Annotated in this window: 22 protein-coding genes; 8 read left to right on the top strand and 14 right to left on the bottom strand. The window is 56.4% G+C overall.

Annotated features, from left to right (window positions below):
- Window positions 1-33: 33 nt before the first annotated feature.
- The 3 genes from PVA19_RS03440 to PVA19_RS03430 all read left to right on the top strand — a co-directional run bounded on the left by PVA19_RS03440 (window position 34) and on the right by PVA19_RS03430 (window position 2,404).
- Window positions 34-447, top strand: a complete 414-nt coding sequence (locus tag PVA19_RS03440) for a helix-turn-helix transcriptional regulator (protein ID WP_274101180.1) — start codon at window positions 34-36, stop codon at window positions 445-447.
- Window positions 448-494: 47 nt separating this feature from the next.
- Complete coding sequence (locus PVA19_RS03435; RefSeq protein ID WP_274101179.1) at window positions 495-863, top strand: DUF1330 domain-containing protein; 369 nt, start codon at window positions 495-497, stop codon at window positions 861-863.
- 221 nt (window positions 864-1,084) lie between these two features.
- Window positions 1,085-2,404: an alpha/beta hydrolase family protein gene (locus PVA19_RS03430; protein WP_274101178.1), complete on the top strand. Its 1,320-nt coding sequence runs from the start codon at window positions 1,085-1,087 to the stop codon at window positions 2,402-2,404.
- A 553-nt stretch (window positions 2,405-2,957) separates the two neighbouring features.
- Here the strand turns inward: PVA19_RS03430 and PVA19_RS03425 are convergent.
- The 6 genes from PVA19_RS03425 to PVA19_RS03400 form a co-directional block, all read right to left on the bottom strand.
- Window positions 2,958-4,028, bottom strand: a complete 1,071-nt coding sequence (locus PVA19_RS03425) for an ABC transporter ATP-binding protein (protein ID WP_274101176.1) — start codon at window positions 4,026-4,028, stop codon at window positions 2,958-2,960.
- Complete coding sequence (locus tag PVA19_RS03420) at window positions 4,025-4,954, bottom strand: PfkB family carbohydrate kinase (RefSeq protein WP_113180441.1); 930 nt, start codon at window positions 4,952-4,954, stop codon at window positions 4,025-4,027. The genes PVA19_RS03425 and PVA19_RS03420 overlap by 4 nt, the downstream gene beginning before the upstream one ends.
- Complete coding sequence (locus PVA19_RS03415) at window positions 4,955-5,977, bottom strand: SIS domain-containing protein (protein WP_274101174.1); 1,023 nt, start codon at window positions 5,975-5,977, stop codon at window positions 4,955-4,957.
- Window positions 5,974-6,819, bottom strand: a complete 846-nt coding sequence (locus PVA19_RS03410) for a carbohydrate ABC transporter permease (protein ID WP_274101173.1) — start codon at window positions 6,817-6,819, stop codon at window positions 5,974-5,976. Before PVA19_RS03410 ends, PVA19_RS03415 begins: the two co-directional genes overlap by 4 nt.
- A complete protein-coding gene (locus tag PVA19_RS03405) occupies window positions 6,819-7,703 on the bottom strand; it encodes a carbohydrate ABC transporter permease (RefSeq protein ID WP_274101172.1) in 885 nt (294 codons plus the stop codon). The genes PVA19_RS03410 and PVA19_RS03405 overlap by 1 nt, the downstream gene beginning before the upstream one ends.
- Window positions 7,704-7,780: 77 nt before the next feature.
- On the bottom strand, window positions 7,781-9,019 hold the full coding sequence (locus tag PVA19_RS03400; protein ID WP_274101171.1) for an extracellular solute-binding protein: 1,239 nt from the start codon (window positions 9,017-9,019) through the stop codon (window positions 7,781-7,783).
- Window positions 9,020-9,240: 221 nt separating this feature from the next.
- Here PVA19_RS03400 and PVA19_RS03395 point away from each other — a divergent pair, with 221 nt between their 5' ends.
- Window positions 9,241-10,437, top strand: a complete 1,197-nt coding sequence (locus PVA19_RS03395; RefSeq protein WP_274101170.1) for an ROK family transcriptional regulator — start codon at window positions 9,241-9,243, stop codon at window positions 10,435-10,437.
- A 1,191-nt stretch (window positions 10,438-11,628) separates the two neighbouring features.
- Here the strand turns inward: PVA19_RS03395 and PVA19_RS03390 are convergent.
- The 8 genes from PVA19_RS03390 to pcaQ all read right to left on the bottom strand — a co-directional run bounded on the left by PVA19_RS03390 (window position 11,629) and on the right by pcaQ (window position 19,702).
- A complete protein-coding gene (locus PVA19_RS03390) occupies window positions 11,629-11,883 on the bottom strand; it encodes a hypothetical protein (protein ID WP_443111617.1) in 255 nt (84 codons plus the stop codon).
- 122 nt (window positions 11,884-12,005) lie between these two features.
- A complete protein-coding gene (locus PVA19_RS03385) occupies window positions 12,006-12,710 on the bottom strand; it encodes a TfuA-like protein (protein ID WP_274101169.1) in 705 nt (234 codons plus the stop codon).
- Window positions 12,707-13,930: a YcaO-like family protein gene (locus tag PVA19_RS03380; protein WP_274101168.1), complete on the bottom strand. Its 1,224-nt coding sequence runs from the start codon at window positions 13,928-13,930 to the stop codon at window positions 12,707-12,709. The genes PVA19_RS03385 and PVA19_RS03380 overlap by 4 nt, the downstream gene beginning before the upstream one ends.
- Before the next feature lie 33 nt (window positions 13,931-13,963).
- Window positions 13,964-14,182: a hypothetical protein gene (locus tag PVA19_RS03375; protein WP_274101166.1), complete on the bottom strand. Its 219-nt coding sequence runs from the start codon at window positions 14,180-14,182 to the stop codon at window positions 13,964-13,966.
- 30 nt (window positions 14,183-14,212) lie between these two features.
- Window positions 14,213-16,168 carry a hypothetical protein gene (locus PVA19_RS03370; protein WP_274101165.1) on the bottom strand — a complete coding sequence of 652 codons (1,956 nt, stop codon included), beginning with the start codon at window positions 16,166-16,168 and terminating at the stop codon, window positions 14,213-14,215.
- Between the two features lie 51 nt (window positions 16,169-16,219).
- A complete protein-coding gene (locus PVA19_RS03365) occupies window positions 16,220-16,681 on the bottom strand; it encodes a helix-turn-helix domain-containing protein (protein ID WP_274101164.1) in 462 nt (153 codons plus the stop codon).
- A 401-nt stretch (window positions 16,682-17,082) separates the two neighbouring features.
- Window positions 17,083-18,177, bottom strand: coding sequence for a GGDEF domain-containing protein (locus tag PVA19_RS03360; RefSeq protein ID WP_274101162.1), 1,095 nt, complete (start codon window positions 18,175-18,177; stop codon window positions 17,083-17,085).
- 592 nt (window positions 18,178-18,769) lie between these two features.
- Entirely contained in the window at window positions 18,770-19,702 is a 933-nt protein-coding gene (gene pcaQ, locus PVA19_RS03355) for a pca operon transcription factor PcaQ (RefSeq protein WP_144620603.1), read from the bottom strand.
- 84 nt (window positions 19,703-19,786) lie between these two features.
- On the opposite strand from pcaQ, the gene pcaDC reads away from it, so the two are divergent.
- The 4 genes from pcaDC to PVA19_RS03335 are packed head-to-tail and all read left to right on the top strand — an operon-like array spanning window position 19,787 to window position 23,445.
- Complete coding sequence (gene pcaDC, locus PVA19_RS03350) at window positions 19,787-20,998, top strand: bifunctional 3-oxoadipate enol-lactonase/4-carboxymuconolactone decarboxylase PcaDC (protein WP_274101161.1); 1,212 nt, start codon at window positions 19,787-19,789, stop codon at window positions 20,996-20,998.
- Complete coding sequence (pcaH, locus tag PVA19_RS03345; RefSeq protein ID WP_116493336.1) at window positions 20,995-21,735, top strand: protocatechuate 3,4-dioxygenase subunit beta; 741 nt, start codon at window positions 20,995-20,997, stop codon at window positions 21,733-21,735. Before pcaDC ends, pcaH begins: the two co-directional genes overlap by 4 nt.
- Before the next feature lies 1 nt (window position 21,736).
- On the top strand, window positions 21,737-22,357 hold the full coding sequence (gene pcaG / locus PVA19_RS03340) for a protocatechuate 3,4-dioxygenase subunit alpha (RefSeq protein ID WP_062424469.1): 621 nt from the start codon (window positions 21,737-21,739) through the stop codon (window positions 22,355-22,357).
- Window positions 22,358-22,362: 5 nt separating this feature from the next.
- On the top strand, window positions 22,363-23,445 hold the full coding sequence (locus tag PVA19_RS03335) for a 3-carboxy-cis,cis-muconate cycloisomerase (protein ID WP_274101160.1): 1,083 nt from the start codon (window positions 22,363-22,365) through the stop codon (window positions 23,443-23,445).
- The last annotated feature ends 207 nt before the right edge of the window (window positions 23,446-23,652 follow it).

Raw genomic sequence — 23,652 nt, 5'->3', positions numbered from 1 at the left:
GATCATTCTCTAGCCCAGAGCAGCGAAAGCGCATTGGCAAAGATTATTTCGAGCCGGACGGACCGATCTTCGGCCGTCGCCGACGCGCCTGCTCTCCTCGCAGCCGCTTCGATTTTCGAGCGCTCCGACCCAGAGCAGGTCGCCTCCCTGAGGGCGGCGATCCGCCTGCTACGCAAGGTCTCGATCTTCTATGAAGACGGTGATGGCTCTGTTACGGAGCGCGTCGTATGGCCGATCATAATTGTCTATTTCGATGAGGTTCGCGTCCTTGCTGCCTGGTGCGAGAGACGATCAGCCTTTCGGCATTTCCGCGTCGATCGCGTTAGAATGGCGAAGGTGCTCGATGAGCGGTATCCAGAAAGGCGGTCTTCACTCATGAGGCGGTGGCGGGAGCAGGATCGAGACTGGCGTTCGTTCCTGACAGTTTCTGACGGAGCACCGGGTTAGACTTTCAAACACGCGCATTAAGAGCGCTTCGATGAAAGGATAATGATATGGTTGCTTTTTCACCTGACGTCTTCGCGAGGTTCCTGGCCAAGGAAGACGATGATCCCGTCGTGATGTTGAATCTTATCCGCTTCTTGCCCGATGGAGGACGCGAACGACATCTTGAGTATTTGCGACTGGCAGAACCAATCCTGGGTCGTTTTGGTGCCCGGATACTGTTCCGAGACGATGGCCTCGAAGTGCTGACCACAGGCGATGTGCAGGGATGGGATGCGGTCCTGCTGGTTCAGTATCCTCGAAGGACTTCTTTCAAGGAGATGGTGGAAGATACGGAATATCAGGCCGCTTTTCAGGTTGGGAAGTCCGCCATTGCCGATATCGTTCTGCAGCCGCTGAAGATCTCAGAACACTTCTAGAAGCGCCGCAGAGATGACTCGGACAATGCATCGCGGTGGGACGCGTTGCAAGCTGCCACCGCGTCATGGGTGAAAACTCACCCATCCTTTTTACGAGTGGGCATGATCCCACCCAATCTGAACAAGAATTCCCTTGAGGCAGCGAATGATTTTTCTTCAGCGTTGTCACTCATCCCCACTCCTGTAGCATATCAGTGGGGATGGGAGAGGAGGAAAATCTCATGCGTTTCAGCACACCGCTTTTACCGGTGATTGCGTTTATTGCGATCGCTACCGGCAGCGCCACTGCACAACAGGGTGACGGCGAAGAGCCACAGAGGGCAGACTGCCCTGCAGCCTTGCCAGCCGGTACAGAATGTTTCGCAGGCCAGGATATGCATGGCGCCTATTATTGGATTGCAAAACCAAAGAATTGGAACGGTACTCTGGTCGTGCATGCCCACGGTGGTCCGCGCACTGCGAAGCCACAAGCGGATGACCCGGTAGAAGATCTTACGCGCTTTGCCGTGACGGTTCAGGAAGGCTACGCTTGGGCGGGATCTAACTATCGTCGGCAGGGTTACGGCGTGCGCATGGCCGTGGAGGATACCGACAGCGTAAGGCGCATCGCCATTCAACAGCTTGGCAAGCCGAAACATGTCCTGCTCCACGGCCAGTCATGGGGCGGCAATGTTGCTGCGAAGACCGCGGAGCTTTATGCGCTCGACTGGCAGGGCCGTAAAAACTACGACGGCGTCGTTCTGACCAGCGGACTTCTAGCCGGAGGGAGCCGTGGATACGATTTCCGCGCCGATCTACGCGCAGTCTACCAGTATTATTGTAAGAACCACCCGCGAGAAGACGAAATGCAATATCGCGTTTGGCAAGGCCTGCCAAAGGGGGCAACGATGAAGCGCGAAGAACTTGAAAAACGCGTCAATGAGTGCACAGGCTTGGGGCTTCCAGCGAATGAGCGCACCGCACAACAGTCTAGAAACCTGAAAAACATCCTTGCGGTCACCAAGGTGCCGGAGAAAACTCTTGTGTCTCATCTTTCTTGGGCGACCGGACTTTTTTCTGACATCGTCTGGCGTCGGATGGATGGGAAAAATCCTTTCGACAACTCGAAGGTCACGTACGCGGGGTCCGACGACGATACCGCATTGAACAGCGGTGTAGAACGTTTCGAAGCCGATCCAGAAGCGCGTCGCGCCATGGCCTACGACGCCGATCTCACCGGCCAGATCGTTTTGCCAACAATCACGCTCCACGCGGTCAACGATCCGACGGTGTTCGTCGATCATGAGGCAATCTATCGCCAGACGGTAGCGACGGCAGGCAACAGCGACCTTCTGGTCCAGAATTTCTCTGACGAGGCTGAGCACTCTAAACTGTCTACTCCGCAGTACGCAGCGCTGTTTAACGCGATGTTGACTTGGATCGAACAAGGTAAAAAACCGACTAAGCAGTCAGTGGCTGCGCTGTGCGAAGAAAAGCGCAAAACCTATAATGAGGAATGTAGGCTGTTACCGGACTATGAGCCGAGACTTCCCGCGGAGTGAATTTTACCTGTCTGTGTGGACCGCGGACGGTCGCCTGTCAGCGGCTGCCGCGTGATCTTCGGGTCGAAGGCTGAGGCAGCCAAAGCAAGCTTGATGGCAACACCGCCGCTAACAGCGTGCCTGGAGTCAAATCGGCTCAATCGATGCAGCGGATCCGCATCCAACGTCTCTGTCCAAGGCTCCTGCCGTCGAATTTATGGTTCAGTTATCCTCCGGGACCACCTTGGACGGAGTGTTGACCCTCTTCTCTTTTTGTATCCTGTCGTTCGATTTGACTTCTTCAAATTTCTACTCAGAACCGACGGCACGCACTGGAGCGTCAGAGAAAGCTATCGGCACGGCAGATGGTTACATTGCAGCCACCGCGGCAGCAAACGACCTCGATTTCGCGACTCGCGAAGGAAGCTGCTTCATGGCCGCTGGGCTAAAATTGAACCAGCTCTGATCCATGTAACTATCGTCTGCTTGAAGAAGATACGCGTTCAGAGTCCTTGTCGAACTGCAACACTTGCCGCGATGACGCCCTGGCAGGATCGAGCAGCAACGCGAACGCTCAGCCATATCGCAACCCGGTTTCCGAATTGAAGAGGTGAACAGCCTCCTGATCGAAGAACAGCCGGACCTCGTCTCCGCGGGCGAGAGCTGATCTTGGCGGCAGGCTCGCCGTCACATTTTGAGTGCCAACGGATGCGGTGACGACTAGCTCAGGACCGGTTAACTCGGACACATCACAATGAGCGGTAATCATGCTGCCGCTCCCGGTAAGCGATAGTGCCTCCGGTCGTATGCCAAGGATGAGCTTCTGTCCCTCCCCAAATGCATTGTTGAGTGATATCGGCAGAGGCATTTGGGCGTCTGCACCATCCACCGCCAGAGCCCCATTTTTGACGGTAACCCGTAGTAGGTTCATCGGTGGTACGCCGACGAAGGTGGCAACATACAGGGTGGCGGGCCGATTATAGATTTCTGCGGGTGTGCCTAGTTGCTCGATGCGCCCATCTCTCATCACAGCAATACGCGTGGCTAGCGTCATCGCCTCGATCTGGTCATGCGTAACGTATACCACCGTGGTGTTCAAAACCTGATGTAGGCGCTTCAGCTCGGTGCGCATTTCCATGCGAAGTTTGGCGTCTAGGTTGGATAGTGGCTCGTCGAAAAGAAAGACCTCAGGCTTTCGTACCAGAGCACGGCCGATTGCTACGCGCTGACGCTGGCCGCCGGAGAGCTGAGCTGGTTTACGATCTAGCAGAGGCTCGATTTGGAGCAATTTTGCAGCCTCGTTGACGGCCTTGTCACGTTCGTGGACGGGAACTTTACGCATCTCGAGGCCAAACCCAATATTCCGCCGCACAGTGAGATTTGGGTAGAGCGCATACGATTGGAACACCATTGCGATGTCGCGATCTTTCGGATGCATGCCCAGAACGGAGCATCCTCCAATCAGAATGTCGCCACTGGACGCCTCGGCTAAGCCGGCAATGATGTTTAGAAGTGTTGACTTGCCGCAACCAGAGGAACCCAGAAGGACGAGAAACTCACCGCTTTCAAGCGAGATATCTACGCTTTTCAGGGTCTCAATTTCTCCATAGGACTTGCGGATATTGTTGATTTGAAGCGAGCTCATGCAACGGCCTCCTCGGAAGCAAGCGGGCCGCCATAGTGGCGGGGACGGGTGGAAATCGCCCGGGACGCGACTTGGGTACCTGTGACTAAGCAGGCTTCAATCGATTTGTAATTGGCAAGCGCGGCTAGAAATGCAGCGTTGAACACATCTCCCGCGCCGATCGTATCGACGACCTCAACCCTCGGAGCTGCTATAGTCGTCAGCAAACCTCCTGGGCCGACAGCTATGGCACCATCTGCGCCGCGCTTGACGATGACAATGCCATCAATGGGCATGGACGACCGGATCTTGCGAGCAGCCTCGATCGGATCATTAAGGCCAGCTAGCGTCGTCGTTTCAACTTCATTTAACAAAGCAATCCCGCAGCGGGACAGCCAGCCTAGAGTGGCAGTGCAGTTCTCTTCGGTCCAGCCTTCCAATGGCCAGCCCGTGTCGAGTGCAATGGTAATGTCGTGCGACGCCGCCCAGTCGAAGAGGGTGTAGTAATCACGAACGAGGTCGTCTGTCAGGAACGAGCCGCAGACCAATGCAAGTCCGCCCGCCATCGCGCCACCATCGATGGTTTGCATTACGTCGGAGATGCCGAACCGAGGCAGGTGCCCGCGTGTTGTAAAAAAGGTCCGCTCGCCATCTGGATGAGTGATACCAACAGATAGAGTGGTTCGCTCGGAGCGTACCGACCATTTCGCAGCACGATGCCCAAAGGTTTCACGCAACCAACTGCCGTATTGGTCACTGCCGACGTTGGCAGCGATCGAAAACTCCACGCCCATTGCCGCCCAGGCCAACGCACTGTTGCCAGCGCTGCCGCCGACACGAAGTTCGTCGTGATCAACGATGATTTCAGTGCCGGCCTTTGGCCACGGCGCCGCGGGACCAAGAATGAGGTCGACGTTGACGTTACCGATGACTGCAAGCGGTCGCATTCATTCGCTCCTGGTAATCTTGCTCGAGCGTACAGGTGTACCGGCATCATCGACACGTGCCTCGGCGAAATCGATCATAAAGCGCTGTGCCGTTGGAAGCATTGCGAATATGGCGGCTAGCCCTGTGGTGGGCCGAAAGGAGATGGACACGGTGCCAGCGACAGGTTCATTGCCCGACGTGTCAAATATGATGACGGGAGCACCCGTATTGACCGCAGAGACGGCCATCGCTGTGACTAGGCGCGCAGTGCTGTCGTTTCCACGAAAAAGAACAACGCCAATATCGGGGCCTAGCATTTCCATGGGGCCGTGCCGCAACTGGCCGCCTTCAAGGGAGAAGCACGGCAGACGGGACAGTTCGGTGAGTCCGAGTGCAAGCGCTTCGGCAAGACCTTGTAGGCGACGGCCGGAAGTAACGACGGTGTTCACCGTGGTAAGAGCATCAAGCGCGGGGATGATATCAGGCGCCTCTGGAGCATCAAGCACAGCGAGAGCAGCGCTTGGATCTGCACCCAGTGCCGTCAAAATGGCGAGATGCAAGCCAAAGGTGACCATGAGACTGCGGGTTGCCGCAAAAGCGAGTTCAGTCCCACCAACTCCAATTAGCGATGTCACCGTCCGTGCTAGGAACGAGGCCCCTTCCAAGGTAAGCCCAAATGTATCGGTGTTGCCGCCAGTCTCCCTGAACCAGCGAACGACCTCGGCGCTTTCGCCCGACTGCGAGGCGACAATAACGGTGCGCTCTTCGAGAGAAAGCGGCTGGCCCAGCTGTTCTGAAAGGGGCAGCGCGATGGCTTCGATACCGAGTGCACGATAAAGCGGTTCGACAGCACGGCCGACGGCGTGCGATCCGCCCATGCCGAGCAAAAGCAGTTTCTTTGTCTTTCTCAGCGATGCGGCAATGGTCCGGGCTCCGGTCTTCGCGGCATCGTATGAGGCCAGAGTGTCGGCATGCTGTCGAGCCATTTCGCGATCGATAGCCAAAAGTCCTGTAGGTCTGCTTATATGATTGGGCATTGTCATCCTTTCACGCCACCGCTAGTAAGCCCAGATATGAGGGCGCGTTGCATGACAAGACCGACTAGCACTGGCGGCAGGGCAGCAAGCACGCCAGCGGTTGCAATCAGTCCATAGTCGGAGACACGGCCGCCCGCGAGATCGGCGATGGCAACAGTGAGTGTCTTGGCGCGTTGGTCGGAAGTGAACAGCAACGCATAAAAGAACTCGTCCCAAGCCAGCAGGAAGGCAAATAGCGCAGACGTCGCCACGACGGGCAAAGCGAGAGGTAGAGTGATAATCTTCAGGGTCTGAAACAGGCCAGCACCGTCGATCATGGCCGCCGCCTCGATCTCCTTTGGGATGGAATCAAACCCAGATTTCATCAGCCAAGTTGTGAAGGGTGCGAGAATCGTAAGGTAGACCAGTGCAAGCCCGAAGACGTTGTTGAGCATGCCGAGACGGGCAAGCCCCATGTAGAGTGGCACAGCCAGAGCGACCGGCGGCAACATGTAGGTGGCGATCACCATTGTCAGCGACCAGGCTACGGTGGGCGTTCTTGAGACGGCCCAGCCGGCCGGAATGGCAAGCGCGATAGCGGCGATAGTTGCCATTGCGGCGACCTCAATACTGTTGATCAGCGACGACGTGAACGCCGCGCCAGCACTTTTTTCGATCGTTGACAGCAACACACGGTACCGGGAGAAGTCTGGAGTATGCGGCCACCACCGCAACGGCTTTGCGGCGAGATCAGCAGCTGGCGAGATGCTCATGATAAAAAGCCAGAAGACCGGCGCGAGAATAACAGCTGCAAGTAACAGAGCGCAAATGTAGATGAAGATATTGAAGAGAGGGCCGCGACGTTCCATCAGCTCGCGCTCCCTGCGCTCTTGCGAACCAGCATTGCGTAGGCGGCGGCGAGCAGAGTCACCAGCAGCGTAACGATCAGTGCTAGAGAGGCACCGGACCCGGCTCGCTGAAACGAGAAAGCCTCCTGGTAGACGAGGATTGAGAGCGTGCGCGTGGAATTCGCCGGACCACCACGGGTCATCACCCAGATAATGTCGAATACTTTAAAAGCTTCGATCGTGCGCAGGACTAAAGCCACGATCAAGGGGCCAGCAATGTACGGGAGGATCACGAACCGAAATCGCGAAAACGGTCCGGCACCATCTACTAACGATGCAGCTGTTATATCGCGCGGCACGGCCTGCAGCGCGGCAAGAGCAATTAGCGCAACGAGTGGAAAATTCTTCCAGCAGTCGGCGACAATCAAGGCTGCAAGCGCAGAGCCGGGCTCGCCGAGCCACGAGCGATACGTGTCGAGCAATCCGAGCTGGGTGAGCATCGCATTCAGAGCGCCATATTCGGGATTATAGATCAGCCGCCAAAGGGTGGCATTAACCACCGTGGGCAGCGCCCAAGGGAGGATCATCAGCGCACGTAGTATCGTGCGGCCGTAAAAGTCCTGGTTCAGCAGCAGGGCAGCCAGGACACCGATCACCATCTCCGCAGTCACCGAGACGATAGCGAAAATCGCGGTTGTTGAGAGAGTGCGCTGGAAATTCGAGCTGGAGAGCATTTTGACGTAATTGTCGATACCGACAAAGTTGCCTGCGGTGCCGACAAGCTTTGCATCAGTGAAGGATAAGGTAACAGTGTCAATTAATGGCCATCCGATCACGGCCATCATCATCATCAGCAGGGGCAGCATCAAAAGCCACGCACGGGTGGTCATCCAAGTGCCGGACATTGGGCGCCCTTTCCATTCATCGGTACGACGACGGCAAGCCAGGCGGCAGTATCGTCCGCCTGGTAGTTGTAGATTGCTTAGAGGCCGCTGTTTTCAGCTGCTGTCTTCAGCGCGTCCTCGGGGGAAGACTGTCCGAGAAGCGACTCCTGGATCGCCTGTTGAAGAGCGGTCGAGAGCTCCTGATATTTCGGCGTCGTCGGCCGAGGATACATTGCGGCGAGACCAATTTTCGCGGCGGAGATCAGCTCTTCCTGGCCTTTGGTGACAGCAGGGTCATCGTAAGAGGACGCCCAGATTGGCAGGCTGAGCTTGGAATACTGGTTCTGCGTCGCCTGAGAGGTCATGAACGTAATGAATTTCCAGGCTTCGTCAGGATGCTTGCTGGCAGAAGTGATGCCAAGGCCCATGGAGCCATTGACTGCGGACGCCTCACTCTTCCCGGCAACGCCCGGAGCTGCAACGACACCGACCTTGCCAGCAACTTTGCTGTCTTTGGGGTCGTTCGCCATGTTGTACATGTAGGTCCAATTAAGCGCAAACGCGGCATCGCCGTTCTGAAAGACCTTGCGGACATCCTCTTCGAGAAATTCTTTTGAGTTCGGATTAGTTAGCCCGGACTTGTAGCTGGCAACCATGTAATTCAGGGCGTCAAGACCGCCGCCCGTCTGGAAGTCTGGTTTCCCGTCCTTTAGGAACTCGCCTTTGTAGGCGCTGACCAGCGTCGTGTAGTCGCAGATAGCCGCTTCGGCCTGAGCCCAGCTCCATGCAATCGGGGTATTCAGCAGGCCCTTGTCTTTGATTATTTTGGCCTGCTCATTAAGCTCGTCCCAGGTCTTCGGCGGCGCTTTAATGCCAGCCTTTTCAAGAATCTCTTTATTGTAAAACAGGTACTTTGTGTCGAGGATCCATGGCATCCCGTAATATTTTCCGTCGTTCTGAACGGTGGTCCAAGCTCCCGGCAACACACTCTTCTTCGTGTCTTCGGAGATGCGCGAAGTGACATCTACGAGGACGTCGTTGGACGCATATTCAGCTGGCCAGATCACGTCAAAAAGAACGACGTCGTATCCGCTTCCAGAGCCCTGCGCCAGCACTGTCTTGTCGTGCAAGCCTTCATAAGGAACAAACTCCAGATTGACCTTGACGTCAGGATTGGCCTTGCTGAAGGCCTCTGCCATCGCGCGAACATCAGCTTCGCTGTATGCGGCCTGCGCCATGAAAAGTGCGTTGATATTAGTCTCGGCAAAGGCACCCGGTGCAAAAGATGCGCTGAGCAGTGCAGCGCCAAGCAGGGTCTTCTTCAATGAGTTCGACATTTAGCCAGCCTCCAGTTTTTTTGCATTCACGCGTTTACCGAGGGCGGCTTCAAGTCGCCTCCAGTCGTTAAGGCACCCTTTGTTGGATACCGATATCGGATCGCCGCGGAGCCGCTTTTGGCTCTTCGCATTCCCCAAGGACTCTCCGGTCCCTTATTAAGTCAATTGCATTGACTTTATATCTTCTTCAATATCCAAGTGGTGTCAAGGGGAATTGCTAGATGCATGATAGACGACCGATCCGTGCCAAAAGCGGGACCAACCAAGAAGGAACAAGTGCGCACAACCGAAGGGTGATTGTCGACGCGTTGCGCCTCAATGGCGCTCTTTCACGCGCTGATCTTGCACGTGCCACCAGGTTGACGAAGCAAACGATATCCAACATCGTCGACGAACTTGAGCGAGATGGGCTGGTGAGTGCGCAGGGGGTTATCCGAAGGGGCAGGGGGCAGCCGTCGACTCCCTACAGTCTGGTGCCGGAAGGTGCTTTCGCTATCGGTCTTCAAATCGATCGTCACGTTACTCGCGCACTCGCAGTCGATCTGTTGGGTACAATCCTCACCCGTGCAGAAGCGCCACTTCCAGCTAATGGACCTCAAGGCGGCGTGAAGGTTATCTTAGATCTTATTGAAACCGTGAGGCGAGATCTGCGCCTTCTGGTCCGTGATTCAGAGCGTCGCTTAGTTGGTCTCGGCGCTGCAATGCCGGGACCCTTCGGTTTGGAAATCGCTGTTGACGATCCGTGGATGATGTCTGCATGGCAATCTTTTCCTCTGCTGGAAATGCTGGCGGCAGGCACCGGGCTTGAAGTCGGGTTACAGAACGACGCGGCAGCCTGTGCTCAAGCGGAGCGAATGGTGGGCGCCGCCCACGGACTCGACCATGCTGTCTGCCTCTATCTCGGCTACGGTATTGGTGCCGGTCTCATTCTTGGTGGCGAGCTTTACAGCGGTGCAAATGGCAATGCAGGCGAAATCGGTATGGCACTGTTGTCGCCGGGCGGTCGGGCTTCGCCTCTTGAACATCGTGCTTCGCTCGCTGCACTTTATCAGCATCTCGAAATTGATCCGGCTGATCCCGGAGTTTACGCCGCGGTGAATGAGCTCGCCGCGACAGATGACCGAAGGATCCAGTTCTGGTTAGAAGAAGCCGTGACAGATCTTCGTTGGAGCATTCACCTCATCGAAACAATTTTCGACCCACAAACTGTGATCCTTTGTGGTGGCACCCCGGAGGTGCTTGCCCGTCGCTTGATGGAGGCGATGGAACCGCTCATTCCGTCTCTTTCTCAGCGGTCCGAGCGCCGTGTTCCGAGGTTTCAACTCGGGATAACAGATCCGTGGGCGGTGGCGCTTGGTGCTGCAGCCGAGCCGATCAGTCGCGCCTTTGACCCGAGGTTTTCGGCCATTCTCAAGTAAGCGATTTAGAGACAGGATGTCTTAATTAGCGAACGGTGCTGACGCAATTCCCCCAAGGACTCCAAGCTAGCCACTCTAAGCTGAGGCTCAACCCCTTCCTCGGCTGGTACCAGTGTTGCGGTATGCGGCGAAGGATGCATGAGCTTGTGGCATTGGAAGCGGAGGGCGTTTTCGGTGCTTCCCACAATCACTGCTGCATGCAGGTGCGTGGCTAGCAAATTTGGCTCGTATCTGCACTTCGATTGGATCCTATGACGCAGTCTTTGCGGGACACACCCGCTCGCGGGTGAGGCGATTATGGTCACGATGAACCGCAGGGAGTTCGACGGGTGCCCGGCTTAAGGGTGGAAGACTGGACGAACCAGGGATGACCGCTGGTGTCGGTGGGATATGTGCCGCAGCTCATTCTGCGGGAGATGAGCTTCTTCCTCTTGGCCTTAAATATGAGCGGCGCTTCGTTACCCACCGATTCTTCCTGTACGGTAAGAAAGAATTTAAAGGGAGCTCAACACGATCTGGCTAACGGCAGATTTTGGCGCGCATGTCCGAGAATACCAAAAAATGTAGGGGTAGACGAAAACTCAGTTCGCCGAGCGTTGCTGTACCGGGGAATGCTTCATCGTCGATCTGGAGCATGGAAAACCCAGTTGTCAGCTCGAGAAATCCCTGATCGCGTCCCGAACGGTCGGACTTAACCGCGGCGACCTTTATTCGGCAACGTATTCGCCCTTCTGACGGACGACGATGACCTCGACTACCTGCCGCACTTTTACTGGTCGGATACGACCTTGACGACGATCTACTAAAAGTTGGTCTGTCGCGCTTATCGGACCAGGGTGGCGTCACCCGCTAGTATGACGCAGAGTGGGAAAAGCGGGCCTCTGCCGTCCCCAGTCGCTGATGATGCCAATGCGCGCCGGTGGCTCCGGGGCAGACCGGGTCATGCCTTGGCTCGCGAGCCTGCTGTCGGAAACCCACCTCTCTGAATCGGCCAGCAGCTCGAGGTCTCGCCTCAGAATGCCGTTGGTCCCCTGCTGCGCGTCGGCCACGATACGGCAGGTACCTTCTCGATCGGTGAGCCGCGAAGGGAGGGAAATCATTTCCGCATTGTCGATGACGGGGTACCACTCGAGTGCATCATCGACGAGCTGCTGTAGCGACCATTCTTGATCGGCGATTTAGACGGCGTAGTTAGTGAGATGCCCCGGAGATGACGCTTGCGGTGTACTCCTCCTCATCGCTGGCTTCAGTCTTATCCACTCCGCGTTTTCTGATCTCTTCCACCAGCGAACCTAAAGCCAAATCGAGGCAGTATGTCGAAAATTCGAGGTCGAGATCCTTGGCGCTGTTGCGCGCATAAGTCACAAGCCGTGCAATCGAAACCAGCTCGGGTGCGATATCACCGTCCTGGTCGGTGTCTTTCTCATGAGCGTCTAGTGCCATCATCAATCCTTCATTCCAAATCGGTTTTCTACGGCGAAGGATAAATTAGAAGTTATGGAATTGCGCGTGACATAGGCGTGACACAGCTTGGAGTGCCGTGCAGGGTCGGGCTACAACCGGAGTCACTAGAGGATCTTTCGCCACTGCCTTGTCGAGGCGAAAGTCCAGTCCGTAGGAACTTGCACTCGCCTGTCGTCAGCCGCCGCTATGGCTTTCAGTAATTCCAGCGCGTCAAGCCGTTTCTGATTGATAGCATTTGTCCGCAACAACACTGTCAGGCTTTCTCGCGATAAATGGTCCGGTAGATTGGCATTAGCGACGATCGCCCGGTAAGTCCGCTCCTTAAAGAATATCATTTCGGCGCTTGTCCGGAGGCTGTCGTAGTCGGCGTGGTCAAGTTCACGCCGCAACAACAGGTCGTCGAGGGTTGCCAAGACGTTCACCAAGGGCTCGGACAGTGACACGTAGTTCATCTCCCTCGGGCCGTGGATTTGCGCGACATCGGAATCATCAACGAGTTCGCCACTATCATAACGGCTATAAATCTTGCCAATCCCGATCATTCCAAATGCGGCACATTCAGCAGCCCTCAAAGCGCCCATACTGCTTGAGCCATAGACGCGAACGCCCTGTGAGAGAGAAAATAGGATTTCCTTGTGCCAGATAGGGGCCACATCTTCAAAATTCCCGTCGATCAAGCCGATTACCGTCGCGCCGTCAGTGACAGCAGCCAGGATATCTGTGTGCTTGGCCGGGCCGCGGACTTCTACATCCGGCGGTACCAGATCTTCTGCTTCCGGAAGTGTGGGGCCGACGAAGACAATCTTCATAGCGAAAACAACGCCTTCGATATACCTCGGGCCCCAAAACGTCTTTTTCGCTCCCCTGGCGGATTTTCAAGGTCAGGCACCAAGACTTTGGCGACTGAGAATGGAAAATCCGGCGGTGTCAGCGGAGCGACAACGACAGAGCCCACAGATGCAGTTTCAAGATGCTTGAGCACGGTTTCGAACATGTCTTCCAGTGGTCCAAGGCCTACCGTCTTACGGGGAGGGAGGGGTCTCGGCTCGGCGTTGAAATAGTTCCGAACTTCCTGCGGTAGGGGCCGTTCGAACGTCTCTGGATAGATGTCGTCCCTTGCGCCGCCGATATAAGTCAGGCGGGATTGAATCGCTTCCGTAATTGCCCGGATTGCGGCTCGCGCGGGATCGAGATGCGCACCGCTTCCCTTGGTCACGTCGATGAAGCGCGAATTGCTTCCTGATGTGATTGAGGCCGACCCCAAAAACGCTACGAAACAGGCGATGCCGATGTCGCTCGTAATATCGAACAGCCGAAGTTCTAGACCTGCCGTTTCAATTTTACTGACGAGCCCATCTATGACTGGATCCAGAAGGCTGCGAGGGTCGAGGCAGGTCTTAAGGCGCTGATCTGCGTTCGCTATATTCCACAAAGTTTCTGCATCGCGCTCGATACGTTCCAGGACTCCATGGAAGCTCGCTTCCAAGAGTGTATTTCCAGATGCTAGGCCATCCGAAGACTGCCAGAACCTAACCACCTCTGGAGTACGATCCAGGATGACAGCTTCATAGGGAACCCAGGTTTCAACTTTGGATAAAACATCTCTTGCCCGAACCCATGTTAGCATCTCGTCGTCGGCTATGTCGTTCTGACCTTGGGCGATGAGACCCACGAGGCTATCGACCACCCGCCCTTCCAGTTCGAGGCTCGCTTGTGTTGCAGTGATTGTGTCGATCGATGGACTGCCGGCGATGGCGCGCTCGAGCGCCTCCATCGTTGCAGACACTTTAGCATCAGCATCAGTGATACCCTTGCCGTGATGGATGACGATCGAGCGAGCGTTAGGAGTAACTGCGCTCCAGACGGGAACACCGATATTGTCGAGACCAGTCAATCGAGATACGCGAGTGATCCCGTAGCGTGGGAGGAAGGATGCGACGCGCTTGAGCGTCTCCTCTGGCGTGCAGATACGCGCCGAGTAAGTGGCAGAGCGGGCCTCAGGAAGGTTCGGCATCTGATCGTTCAACATCACTATCTTCCCGAGGCCGCATCGTTGGCTAGCTTATCCGTCGAGATGACCGGAGAAGGCGTCGTCTGCCGATTTCACGGAGACAGAGAAATCCACGCCTTTGATGATCGTAGCTCCGCTAGCCCGGAGTTTACCCGCTGCCTCCAGCGCGCTTCCTGCCGGCGGCTGAAAGGGCTTAACAGTTCCTGCATCAAGATCTGCAACCCATAGGCCAGTCTCACCTGGCGCTCCGATAACGACGATTCTTGCCATGCTAAAAATCCTTCTTTTGGCTCATTTGCTTCAAAAGCCTGCGCTTCGCAGGCCATCACGGTAGTGATCTTTCTGCCATTGCTCCTTGAACGGCACGGCGGTCAGCCAAGTATCCACATCGAAGTCGGGATTGGTTTCCCGAGCCTTGCGCACGAAGCTCTTCGCCCTTTTTTGGTCGCCAATCATCGCCCAGCTTGCGGCGGAGAGGCGGTTAGCGAGCCCTCTGTCGGCCATGCGCTCGATATAGGATAAGGCTTGCTCGTACTCTTCGAGGCAGTAGGACGCGCCGGCTGCTGTCCAAAGGTATACATCGGGGCTCAAGGGGTTGAGCTCGATGGCTTTTTCGATTTTCTCGAGTGCTAGGCCGGGCTTCGATGCATGGACAAGGGTGTCGGCGTAGTCCGCGGTGACATCGGCATAATGGGGGCTGAGCGTCTCGGCCAACTCCAAGGCCTCAACGCTTTCATCAATGCCGCCTAAGAGCATCTTAGCAACACCGAGTTCTCTGTAGCCGCCGACCATGTCTTGGCCAGCCGCGATCGCTTTGTTAGCATGTTTCTCGGCTTCTTTCAGAAGTTGAGCGTCTCCACGTGCCGTGATTAGCCATTCCCTTGAATAAGTTCGAGCGATACCGCTCAATGCTGGCGCGAAATAGGGAGAGTGATTGAGCGCTGCTCGAAATTCTTTGCGTGCACGGCGAATATCTGGAAGACCAAGGTTCTTGAGATGTCGCTGTCCGAGGAGGTAATGGTGGTATGCGGTCGGGCTTTGCTCGAAATATTCCCGCGCCAGCTCGTTGCGCTCTATTTCCCCGGTGATCGCCATGGAAATTCGGCGAGCTATCTGACGCCGCTGGACGGCCAGACTGTCTTTTTCCATGTCGTAACGGTCCGCCCAGATGACCTCATCGTTTGCGAAGTAAACCAACTGCACGAAGAGGCTGCATTGAGTACCCTGGCCTGAAAGCCTGGTATCGAGCACGTAGGAGATGGAATGCTGCGCGATTGTGGTGGCCTTATCCGACTGCCGGCTGATCTGGGCGGCCGTGTAGGGAGCGACCACAGACACTGAGGTCAAGGAACATAGCGCGATGGTGACGTCCTCAATAAGTGCGTCAGCAAAAGGGAGCAGAGGCTGGCGACCGGCAATGCTCTCCACTGGCGGCAGGAGTACAAGCCTCGGCATGGGGCGCTTGAGGCCTGTGTCTGCTTTAGCGCCCAACTTGTCCCCAATTCCTTGCTGCGAAACGGCAAGGAGAGTGCGCTGCTTCTCAAAGACTTTTTTGACGACATTCAGGGCATGGACATTGGGATCGAGCGTCAGGTTACCCCACAGCTTCTGTTTTTGGCCTTCGTAGATGTTTCGGAAGGCCTCTACCTTGCCCTCGGTGGAATAGGTCTCCGCAAGCAAGCTGACGATCATCTCGTCATCCGGGTCGTGCTGAAATATGCGCAGGGCCGCATCCTTGACGAGTGCGATATCTTGCGCAGATTTCGCGATCGGTATCGCAGTGATTAAGGCTTCCCGTAGGCGGGATAGGTGTTGTGCCCTTTGCTGTCCAATCCAGGCTGAAAGTGCGGCTCCTGTGCTGTCGACGTTTTCGAGAAACGCATGACTGAAAAGTCCGACTAACGAGCGCAGATCAATCAGTGCGTCCGAAACAGGCGGGGCTTCCAATCCCGCAATGTCGCAGTCGATAGCTTCAGTGTTGAGCTTTACATCGGAAGCAGTGATTTGAACGAATTGATGACCCAATTCCTGCTGGCGGCTGTCGATCCTCGACAATGACTTGCGCATATTGGTATATGCCTGCGCCGGCTCGACCGCGTCCCATAGCAGCTTCGACAACGCCGTCCGCGATTGGGCACGTTGCGGGTGGACAAATAGGTAGGCAAGGATGATCAAACCCTTCTCGGAGAAGGCAACAGCATTCCCCGAAGGATCAACGAGCCGAAGTTCCCCAAGTGTCAACAACCTGAACGCCATTGATCCCCACTACAGTTCCGTCATGGTTGTCCAAAAGCCCAGATCTGCGACCTAGCTGTTCAACCTAACTTCCACCGATGAACGCCCTTCAGGGGCAATAGGAAGAAGCTCGTCCATCTCGGCCATAGCCTTGACGAGCGCCACAATCTTTTGGCGGACGTTTGCATCGGGAATTTTTAAAAACGACTGGTTTAGGGCCATGCCCTCGCGGGATTGAAGAAATTGCGAAACGTAGCTCATCGTCGTGAGATCTCCGATGCCTGCCGTGGTGACCAGTTCTTCACTCTCTTGGTAGAAGAAGAAGCTTGGTGGGACGCCGAGGACATTTGCGATCTTTTGCAGACGGCTTGCGCCAACACGGTTCGTGCCCTTCTCGTATTTCTGGACCTGTTGAAACGTCACTCCGAGTTCATTCGCCAACTGCGTCTGGCTCAACTTCAGCATCATACGACGCATGCGGATACGACCGCCCACAAACACGTCGATCGCATCGGGACTTCTCTTGTGGACCATGGATGAACTCCTAATACGAAAAGTTTTATAGTTCCGAGAAACGACGTCGGCGTCGCTCGGGAAACGCGCGTTTATGCTACAGCTTGTATTGAAATTCAGTACAATTTCAATCTCTGGTGTGCACACATTTAAGAATTCAACAAGATTACTTAACTCTAGCAAACGCTGCTCTGACGCCCCTGAATGAAAATGCAGGTGATGGATTGCTGTAGTTGGCCGCGTGCACGCCAAATTTTTTGGATTGAAGACTCAGGGTAACGGGCGCCGTTGTGGCAGTTCTGTGAGGCGGTAACTCAGCTTGGGGATCAGGTTCGAAAGCGATCGCTTAAAGATGAGCACGGAGTTGGTCCATGTTCAAGGTGCTCATCCCAAAGAGCTACATTGTGGAATGACTTCTCGTCCTAGACTGCCCGCAACTGATGAGGCAATGGATCGGCTGAGGGGTGCAGCAGCAATTCGTTTGGGCTTGCGGTCTCAACGCGGTTCCGCCCAAGGGCTTTTGCGCGATAGAGCGCGCTATCGGCGCTTGCAAGCATCCCGGAGAGGTCGTTGCAGTCCGGCGCCGCAAGGCCGATACTGACTGTGGCGCGAGTCTTCAAGCCCTCTGCCCGAGCGGCTTCTTCGGCGAACCGGCTTGCGATTGCTTGGCCGCGACTGAGAGCTTGGGAATGGTCGCACAATGGCAGAAGCGCAGCGAATTCCTCACCGCCCAAACGGACAAGAAGTGCGCCCGGGCCTGCTTCTTTGCGAGCAGTGTCGGCGAACAGTTGCAAAACCTTATCTCCGGTTGGATGTCCATGACGGTCGTTGATTGCCTTGAAGTGGTCGAGGTCGAAGGCGAGCAGTGAGACGGGGTCACCATGCCGCTCCCGCAGCATCCGAGATGCCTGCTCGAAAAAGGCGTGGCGGTTCGCAAGTCCAGTCAGTTGGTCGGTTTGTGACATACGGAGCAGGTTGAGCTTTTCCTCCTCTCGGATAATCATCAAAAAGGACATTGGCATCGCCACCGAGTACAAGACAGCCTCGTACATCGTCGCCTTCCCGATGATGGAGATCATATCTTGCCCGTAGCGCTCAATGAGAACAGGGGCAATGAACGCTCGGGCAAAATAGAACAGGGCATGGAAGGCCGAAATCGTTGCTGCGACCGGACGGGAGCGCAATCGCTGCACAGTGCGGCTGCGCAGGAGCAACCATGCTGTTAGGCCGCAGGTCAGAGCGATGGGGATAGACGAGACATGGTTCCAGAATGCGGCCGGGAAGTGCGTGCCAGCGATTGCCCAAGCGATGGCTAGGAAGCTTAACGCTGCGACGGACGAGCAGAAATGCCGTTGACCATCAAGCCCGGCGACTGCGTTAAGGACCAAGAGGTATCCTGACATCATCAGGATGTTGATCGCCGCCATACCCAGCACGACTGGAAAGTGGCTGCGGTTCATGGCGAGCATGCACCCGAGAACGAACGCGAAGAGTGCCGCGGCCAGAACACCAAGCACACGTGCGCGACCTGGATGGGCCTGCCTTTCCCAAAGGAGAAGCGAGGCTGACACCAGCAGCGTTCCGACGGTCAAGTACCAAAGTGTTTGTAAATCGATCTGCATTGCTCTGCCTGCCTTACGTCAAAGCCTACAGGGTGGTCTCTATAAGATTCCTTACGTCGTCTCTTATATCGCGGATATGGTTGGCGTAACGTTAAGCGTGCTGGGTGCTAAAATTAAATCTAGGGATGTGTTCAGGCGGAAGGGTTTGGCGGCTGATTGAATGCGGCCGTCGACGGGCCTGCCTGGCAAGAGTAGATGGTCAGTCAGATCTCGCAACGGTCCATATCGCAATGTTTCGCGGCTCCACCAACAAAGTAGCTAGGTTGCCATGCCAAGCCGCTCGATAGGGTCGATTTAGCTAGACGTTGAGAACGTTCTCCCCATCTGTGCATGTTTCATGAAGCTGGAAGGCGTTGCCCGCGAAGCGCTCGCGGTACCTTTACACGTGCTTAAACAATCGTTGCCGGCACGTGCCGTGAACAACTATTCATCCGATAAATAATCCCACTTTAGCGGTTTGATCCCAGGCAAGCGGTCTTGGTTCAGATCACGCCATCCGCCCAATAGTCGCAGCCCTGCGAATTGCCTCGATCATGAGGGCGAGCGAGGTGAACACAGCAGTATCCGTCCGCATTGTCAGCCCTACGGGGCCGCTAGTATCGGAGGTGTTAAAGGGCAGAATCGCAAGTGCGCCCGCTGCGACGTCGTCGACGACTACACCTTCTGAAATGATCCAGATGGCTTCGCTCATGCGGACATAGGCGCGTCCAAACGAGTCTGAGACTGTTTCGATCTGCGTCTTCGGCATCGCCACGCCTTGTGCGATCAAAAACTGTTCGACGATTGGGCGGATCACCGAATTGCGGGTCGGCATCAAAATTGGGTAATTTGAAAGCTCGGTGAAGAGATCGGCCTTGCCTGACAGCAGTCGATGGCCGGGACGAACGACGAAGACAACCTGCTCCGAGTAGAGGTGCTCGAAGCTGAGGCCCGTCATTTTCTCCGGTGTGGCAAGCCTGCCGACTACAAGATCAAGGTCACCCTGGCGCAATTGCTCAAGCAGGATGGCGTTTTCTCCAGTGACAATCTTAATGGAAGCCTGCGCTGCTTCAGCGAGAAAGTGCGTCATGGCCTCGGGCATGATGCGCGCCGATACCGTCGGCAGTGCGCCGATGCGCACCGGCGGGTCGGTATGCGCCGCTTCCCGTGACACAGCGTCTACCGCCTGGCGAAGGGCGGCCATCGTGGCGCCCGCATGGCGCAGGAAGATATCGCCGAGGCGCGTCGGACGAATACCGCGACCTTCGCGTTCGAAGAGTGCGACGCCTAACACATCCTCGAGTTCTCGCACCGTTTTGGTGACTGCCGGCTGGCTGATATGCAGCACGTTGGCAGCTCGCATGACGCTCTTTTGTCGCGCCACCTCGATAAAGGCTTGCAGATGCCGGAGTTTGATACGTGGATCGATGAGAGAAGCCATAACCACCAAGTTATGAGAAATGCCGAAAATCTCATTTTACTTAACCAGCGCGATCTTGCAATCTCCGCACAAGAGGAGTGAGAGATGAATTTTCTTCAGGTCGGCGATGCCGCGATTCACTACCGGACCAAGGGTCTGTCGGCTGGCAAACCGGTCATCGCGTTCGTCAACTCGCTTGGCACGGATTTCCGTATATGGGATACCGTCATCGACGAGCTTGGCGATGCTTATGCCTATCTGCTTCACGACAAGCGCGGCCACGGCCTTTCCAGCGTCGGAACGCCGCCCTATACGATAGAGACTCATGCGGACGATCTTATCGCCCTTCTCGATCATCTGAAGATCGGCGAGGTCATCGTCTGGGGGCTGTCGGTCGGTGGCCTCATCGCGCAGTCGGTTGCGATAACACATCCCGAGCGCGTTGCGGCCCTGGTCCTTTCAAATACAGCGCAGAAAATCGGCACGGCCGAGATGTGGAATGCGCGTATCGACGCCGTCCGCGCAAACGGGCTTGAGAGCCTTGTCGATCCCGTGATGGAGCGTTGGTTTACCCCTGCATTTCGCCGCGACGACAATCCGCTTTACGCGGGCGCTCGCGCCATGCTGCTTCGCCAGTCGGCCGAGGGCTACTGCGGCACCTGCGCGGCGATCCGCGATGCCGATTACACCGATGCTCTTGCTCGGCTCGTTGTCCCAACACTTTGCGTCGCTGGCGATCAGGATGGATCGACTCCACCTGAACTCGTAGAGTCGCTGGCCGGTCTCGTTGCCAACAGCTACTTTGTTAGGGTCGGCAACAACGGACACATCCCGCCCCTGGAGCAGCCGACCGCCTACACAGCTGCGGTCGCGGACTTCCTGAAGGCCCTTCCGCCAGGCGATGCCGAACCACTATCCGTCGACCGCCACAGCCGCGGCATGGCCACGCGCCGCGCGGTGCTGGGCGATGCCCATGTGGACCGCGCGAGCGCGCAGGCGACATCTTTCGATCAGCCGTTTCAGACATTGATCACCGAAAGTGCCTGGGGCACGGTCTGGTCCAGCGATCGCTGGACAAAGAGAGAGCGCTCAAACGTGACCATCGCGCTTCTTGCAGCACTTGGGCAATATGAGGAGATGGCGATGCATGTCCGGGCGACCGCCAATACCGGTTCCAGTGAAGACGATATTCGCGAGGCGCTGATGCATGTGGCGATCTATGCCGGAGTGCCTGCTGCCAATCATGGCTTCAAGATTGCCAAGCAGGTGCTGGCAAACCGAAACGCATCCTCCCCGCTAGAGGAGCAAACGACGTGAGCAATCATCCACCGGAAACCGGCCCCTTCTTTGCCCGTGATCGGGAGATGCAGCCGCAGGCCTACACGCCCTGGTACAAGACCTCCGTTTTGCGCTCGCCACAGCGTGCGCTGATTTCGCTTGAGGGCACCAAGAGCGAAATCAGCGGCCCGGTTTTCGGTCATGGGTTGCTAAACCCGCTCGATAACGACCTGATCCTCAACTATGCCAAGCCCGGCGAAATGCCGATCGGGCCGCGCATTCTCGTGCATGGCCGCGTGCTCGATCAGTGCGGTGCGGGTGTCGCCGGTGCGCTTTTAGAGTTCTGGCAGGCCAATGCCGGCGGGCGCTATCGGCACAAGAAGGAAAGCTATCTCGCCGCCGTCGATCCAAATTTTGGCGGTGTCGGTCGCACCATCACCGACGAGAATGGCTATTACTGGTTCAAGACCATTCAGCCCGGTCCCTATCCATGGCCGAATGGCGTGAATGACTGGCGCCCGGCCCATATCCATTTCTCGGTCTTCGGTCATGGTTTTCAGCAGCGGTTGATTACCCAGATGTATTTCGAGGGCGATCCGCTCATCTGGCGGTGTCCGATCGTCAAGACGATCCCTGACGAGGAAGCCATCCGTCGATTGATCGCGCCGCTCGACATGAATGCGACCATTCCCATGGATATGCGCGCCTACAAGTTCGACATCGTTTTGCGTGGTCGCCGCTCCACCTTCTTCGAGAACCGCCCGGAGGGGAACTGACATGGTACAGCCGCTCGATTATCTGAAGGAAAGCGCCTCCCAGACGGCGGGACCCTACGTCCATATTGGCTGCACACCGAACTTCGTTGGCATCAACGGCGTCTTCAAGCAAGATCTCGGCGCGGGAAAACTCTATGACGACCAGGCCACCGGCACCCGCATCACCATTCGTGGCACCGTCTTCGACGGCGGCGGCTATGCGCTGAAGGATGCGCTGGTGGAAATCTGGCAGGCCGATGCTCAAGGACTCTATAACAGCCCGAGCGAAACGGCCGGCGCTCCCGACCCCCATTTCGCCGGCTGGGGCCGGTCGCCTGGCGATATGGATACCGGTGAGTTCCTCTTCGAAACGATCAAGCCCGGCCGCGTTCCATTCAAGGATGGACGCTTCATGGCGCCGCACATCACCTTCTGGATTGTCGCGCGCGGCATCAATATCGGTCTACATACGAGAATGTATTTTCCGGAGGAGGACGCGGCAAACGTGGCTGATCCGGTGCTGGCCCGCATCGAACACAAGGACCGCGTTCCGACGCTGATCGCAAAGCCGGATGGCGAGAATGCCTATCGCTTCGACATCCGCCTGCAAGGCGATGGCGAAACCGTCTTCTTCGATATATGACCGCGATGACCCTCTCGCCCTTTGATCATCCTTTCCTCTCCGGGCTCTTCGGCGATGCCGAGATCGCCTCGCTGTTTTCTGCAGAGGCCGATATTGCCGCTATGATCCGCTTCGAGAGGGCTCTGGCACTGGCCGAGGCAGATTGCGGTATACTCGCCGTCGATATTGCGGAAACGATCGACGCCGCGCTTGGCACCTTCGTGCCGGATATGGCCGGGCTTGCGGATGGAATGGCGCGTGATGGCGTCGTCGTTCCTGCGTTCATTCGACAGATGCGCGCGGCAGTCGGTGGGGTGGCTGCGGAGAAGGTGCATTTCGGCGCAACTAGCCAGGATGTAATAGATACCAGCTTGGTGTTGAGACTGAAAGTAGCGAACGACATCATCCAGGCTCGGTTGGATGCGCTGATCGGCGATCTCGACGGACTTCTGGAACGCGACGGCGACAAGCTGTTGATGGCGCATACGCGGATGCAGGCTGCAATCGAGATCAAGGCTGCCGACCGGATCGGTGCCTGGCGATCACCCCTGGAACGGACGCGGTCCCGGCTCGCTCATTTTGCCGTCGACGGGTTTGCCTTGCAGTTCGGTGGCGCGGCGGGAACGCTCGAACGCTTCGGAAATGATGGTCCGGCTTTGCGGGCTGCACTCGCCGGTCGCCTCGGTCTTCACGATCAGGCCCAATGGCACAGCCAGCGTGACATGATTACGGAGTTCGGGGGGCTGCTTTCGCTTGTCACCGGCAGCCTCGGAAAGATCGGCCAGGACATCTCTTTACTTGCCGAGGCAGGGGCCGAGATAAGCCTCGCAGGTGGCGGCGGGTCTTCCGCCATGCCGCACAAGCAGAACCCCGTTGCAGCAGAACTGCTGGTCACGCTGGCGCGTTTCAACGCAACACAGGTTTCGGCGCTTCATCAGTCGCTTGTTCATGAGCAGGAACGGTCGGGTGCCGCTTGGATGCTCGAGTGGATGACGCTGCCACCCACGGTATTGGCGACCGCCTCCGCACTACGGACTGCGCGCCGACTGCTAGGCGACATCAGACGGATCGGGCGAGAGCCTGAAGAATGTGGCGGTCATCACACTTAGGAAATGACCTGTGAGAGAGGGTGTTGAAACATGATCGCTGCTTGCCGCGTGATGTTTCCTTATGTGTTGAAATAATTGGATAAATAGGAATAAAGTCGCTCCGAAAATCAGTCGTAAAAGCTGCATTTTCACCCCTCCTGAGCGTTGACTTTAAAATGAACTAACTGGTACAAACATTCAGAGGTCGGATATGGAGGTGCTTAGGAG

This window comes from Agrobacterium sp. CNPSo 3708 (genome assembly GCF_028674915.1).
Taxonomy (GTDB): domain Bacteria; phylum Pseudomonadota; class Alphaproteobacteria; order Rhizobiales; family Rhizobiaceae; genus Agrobacterium; species Agrobacterium cavarae.
Note: the sequence above shows the minus strand (reverse complement) of the source record. Positions and strands in the feature narration are given on the sequence as shown.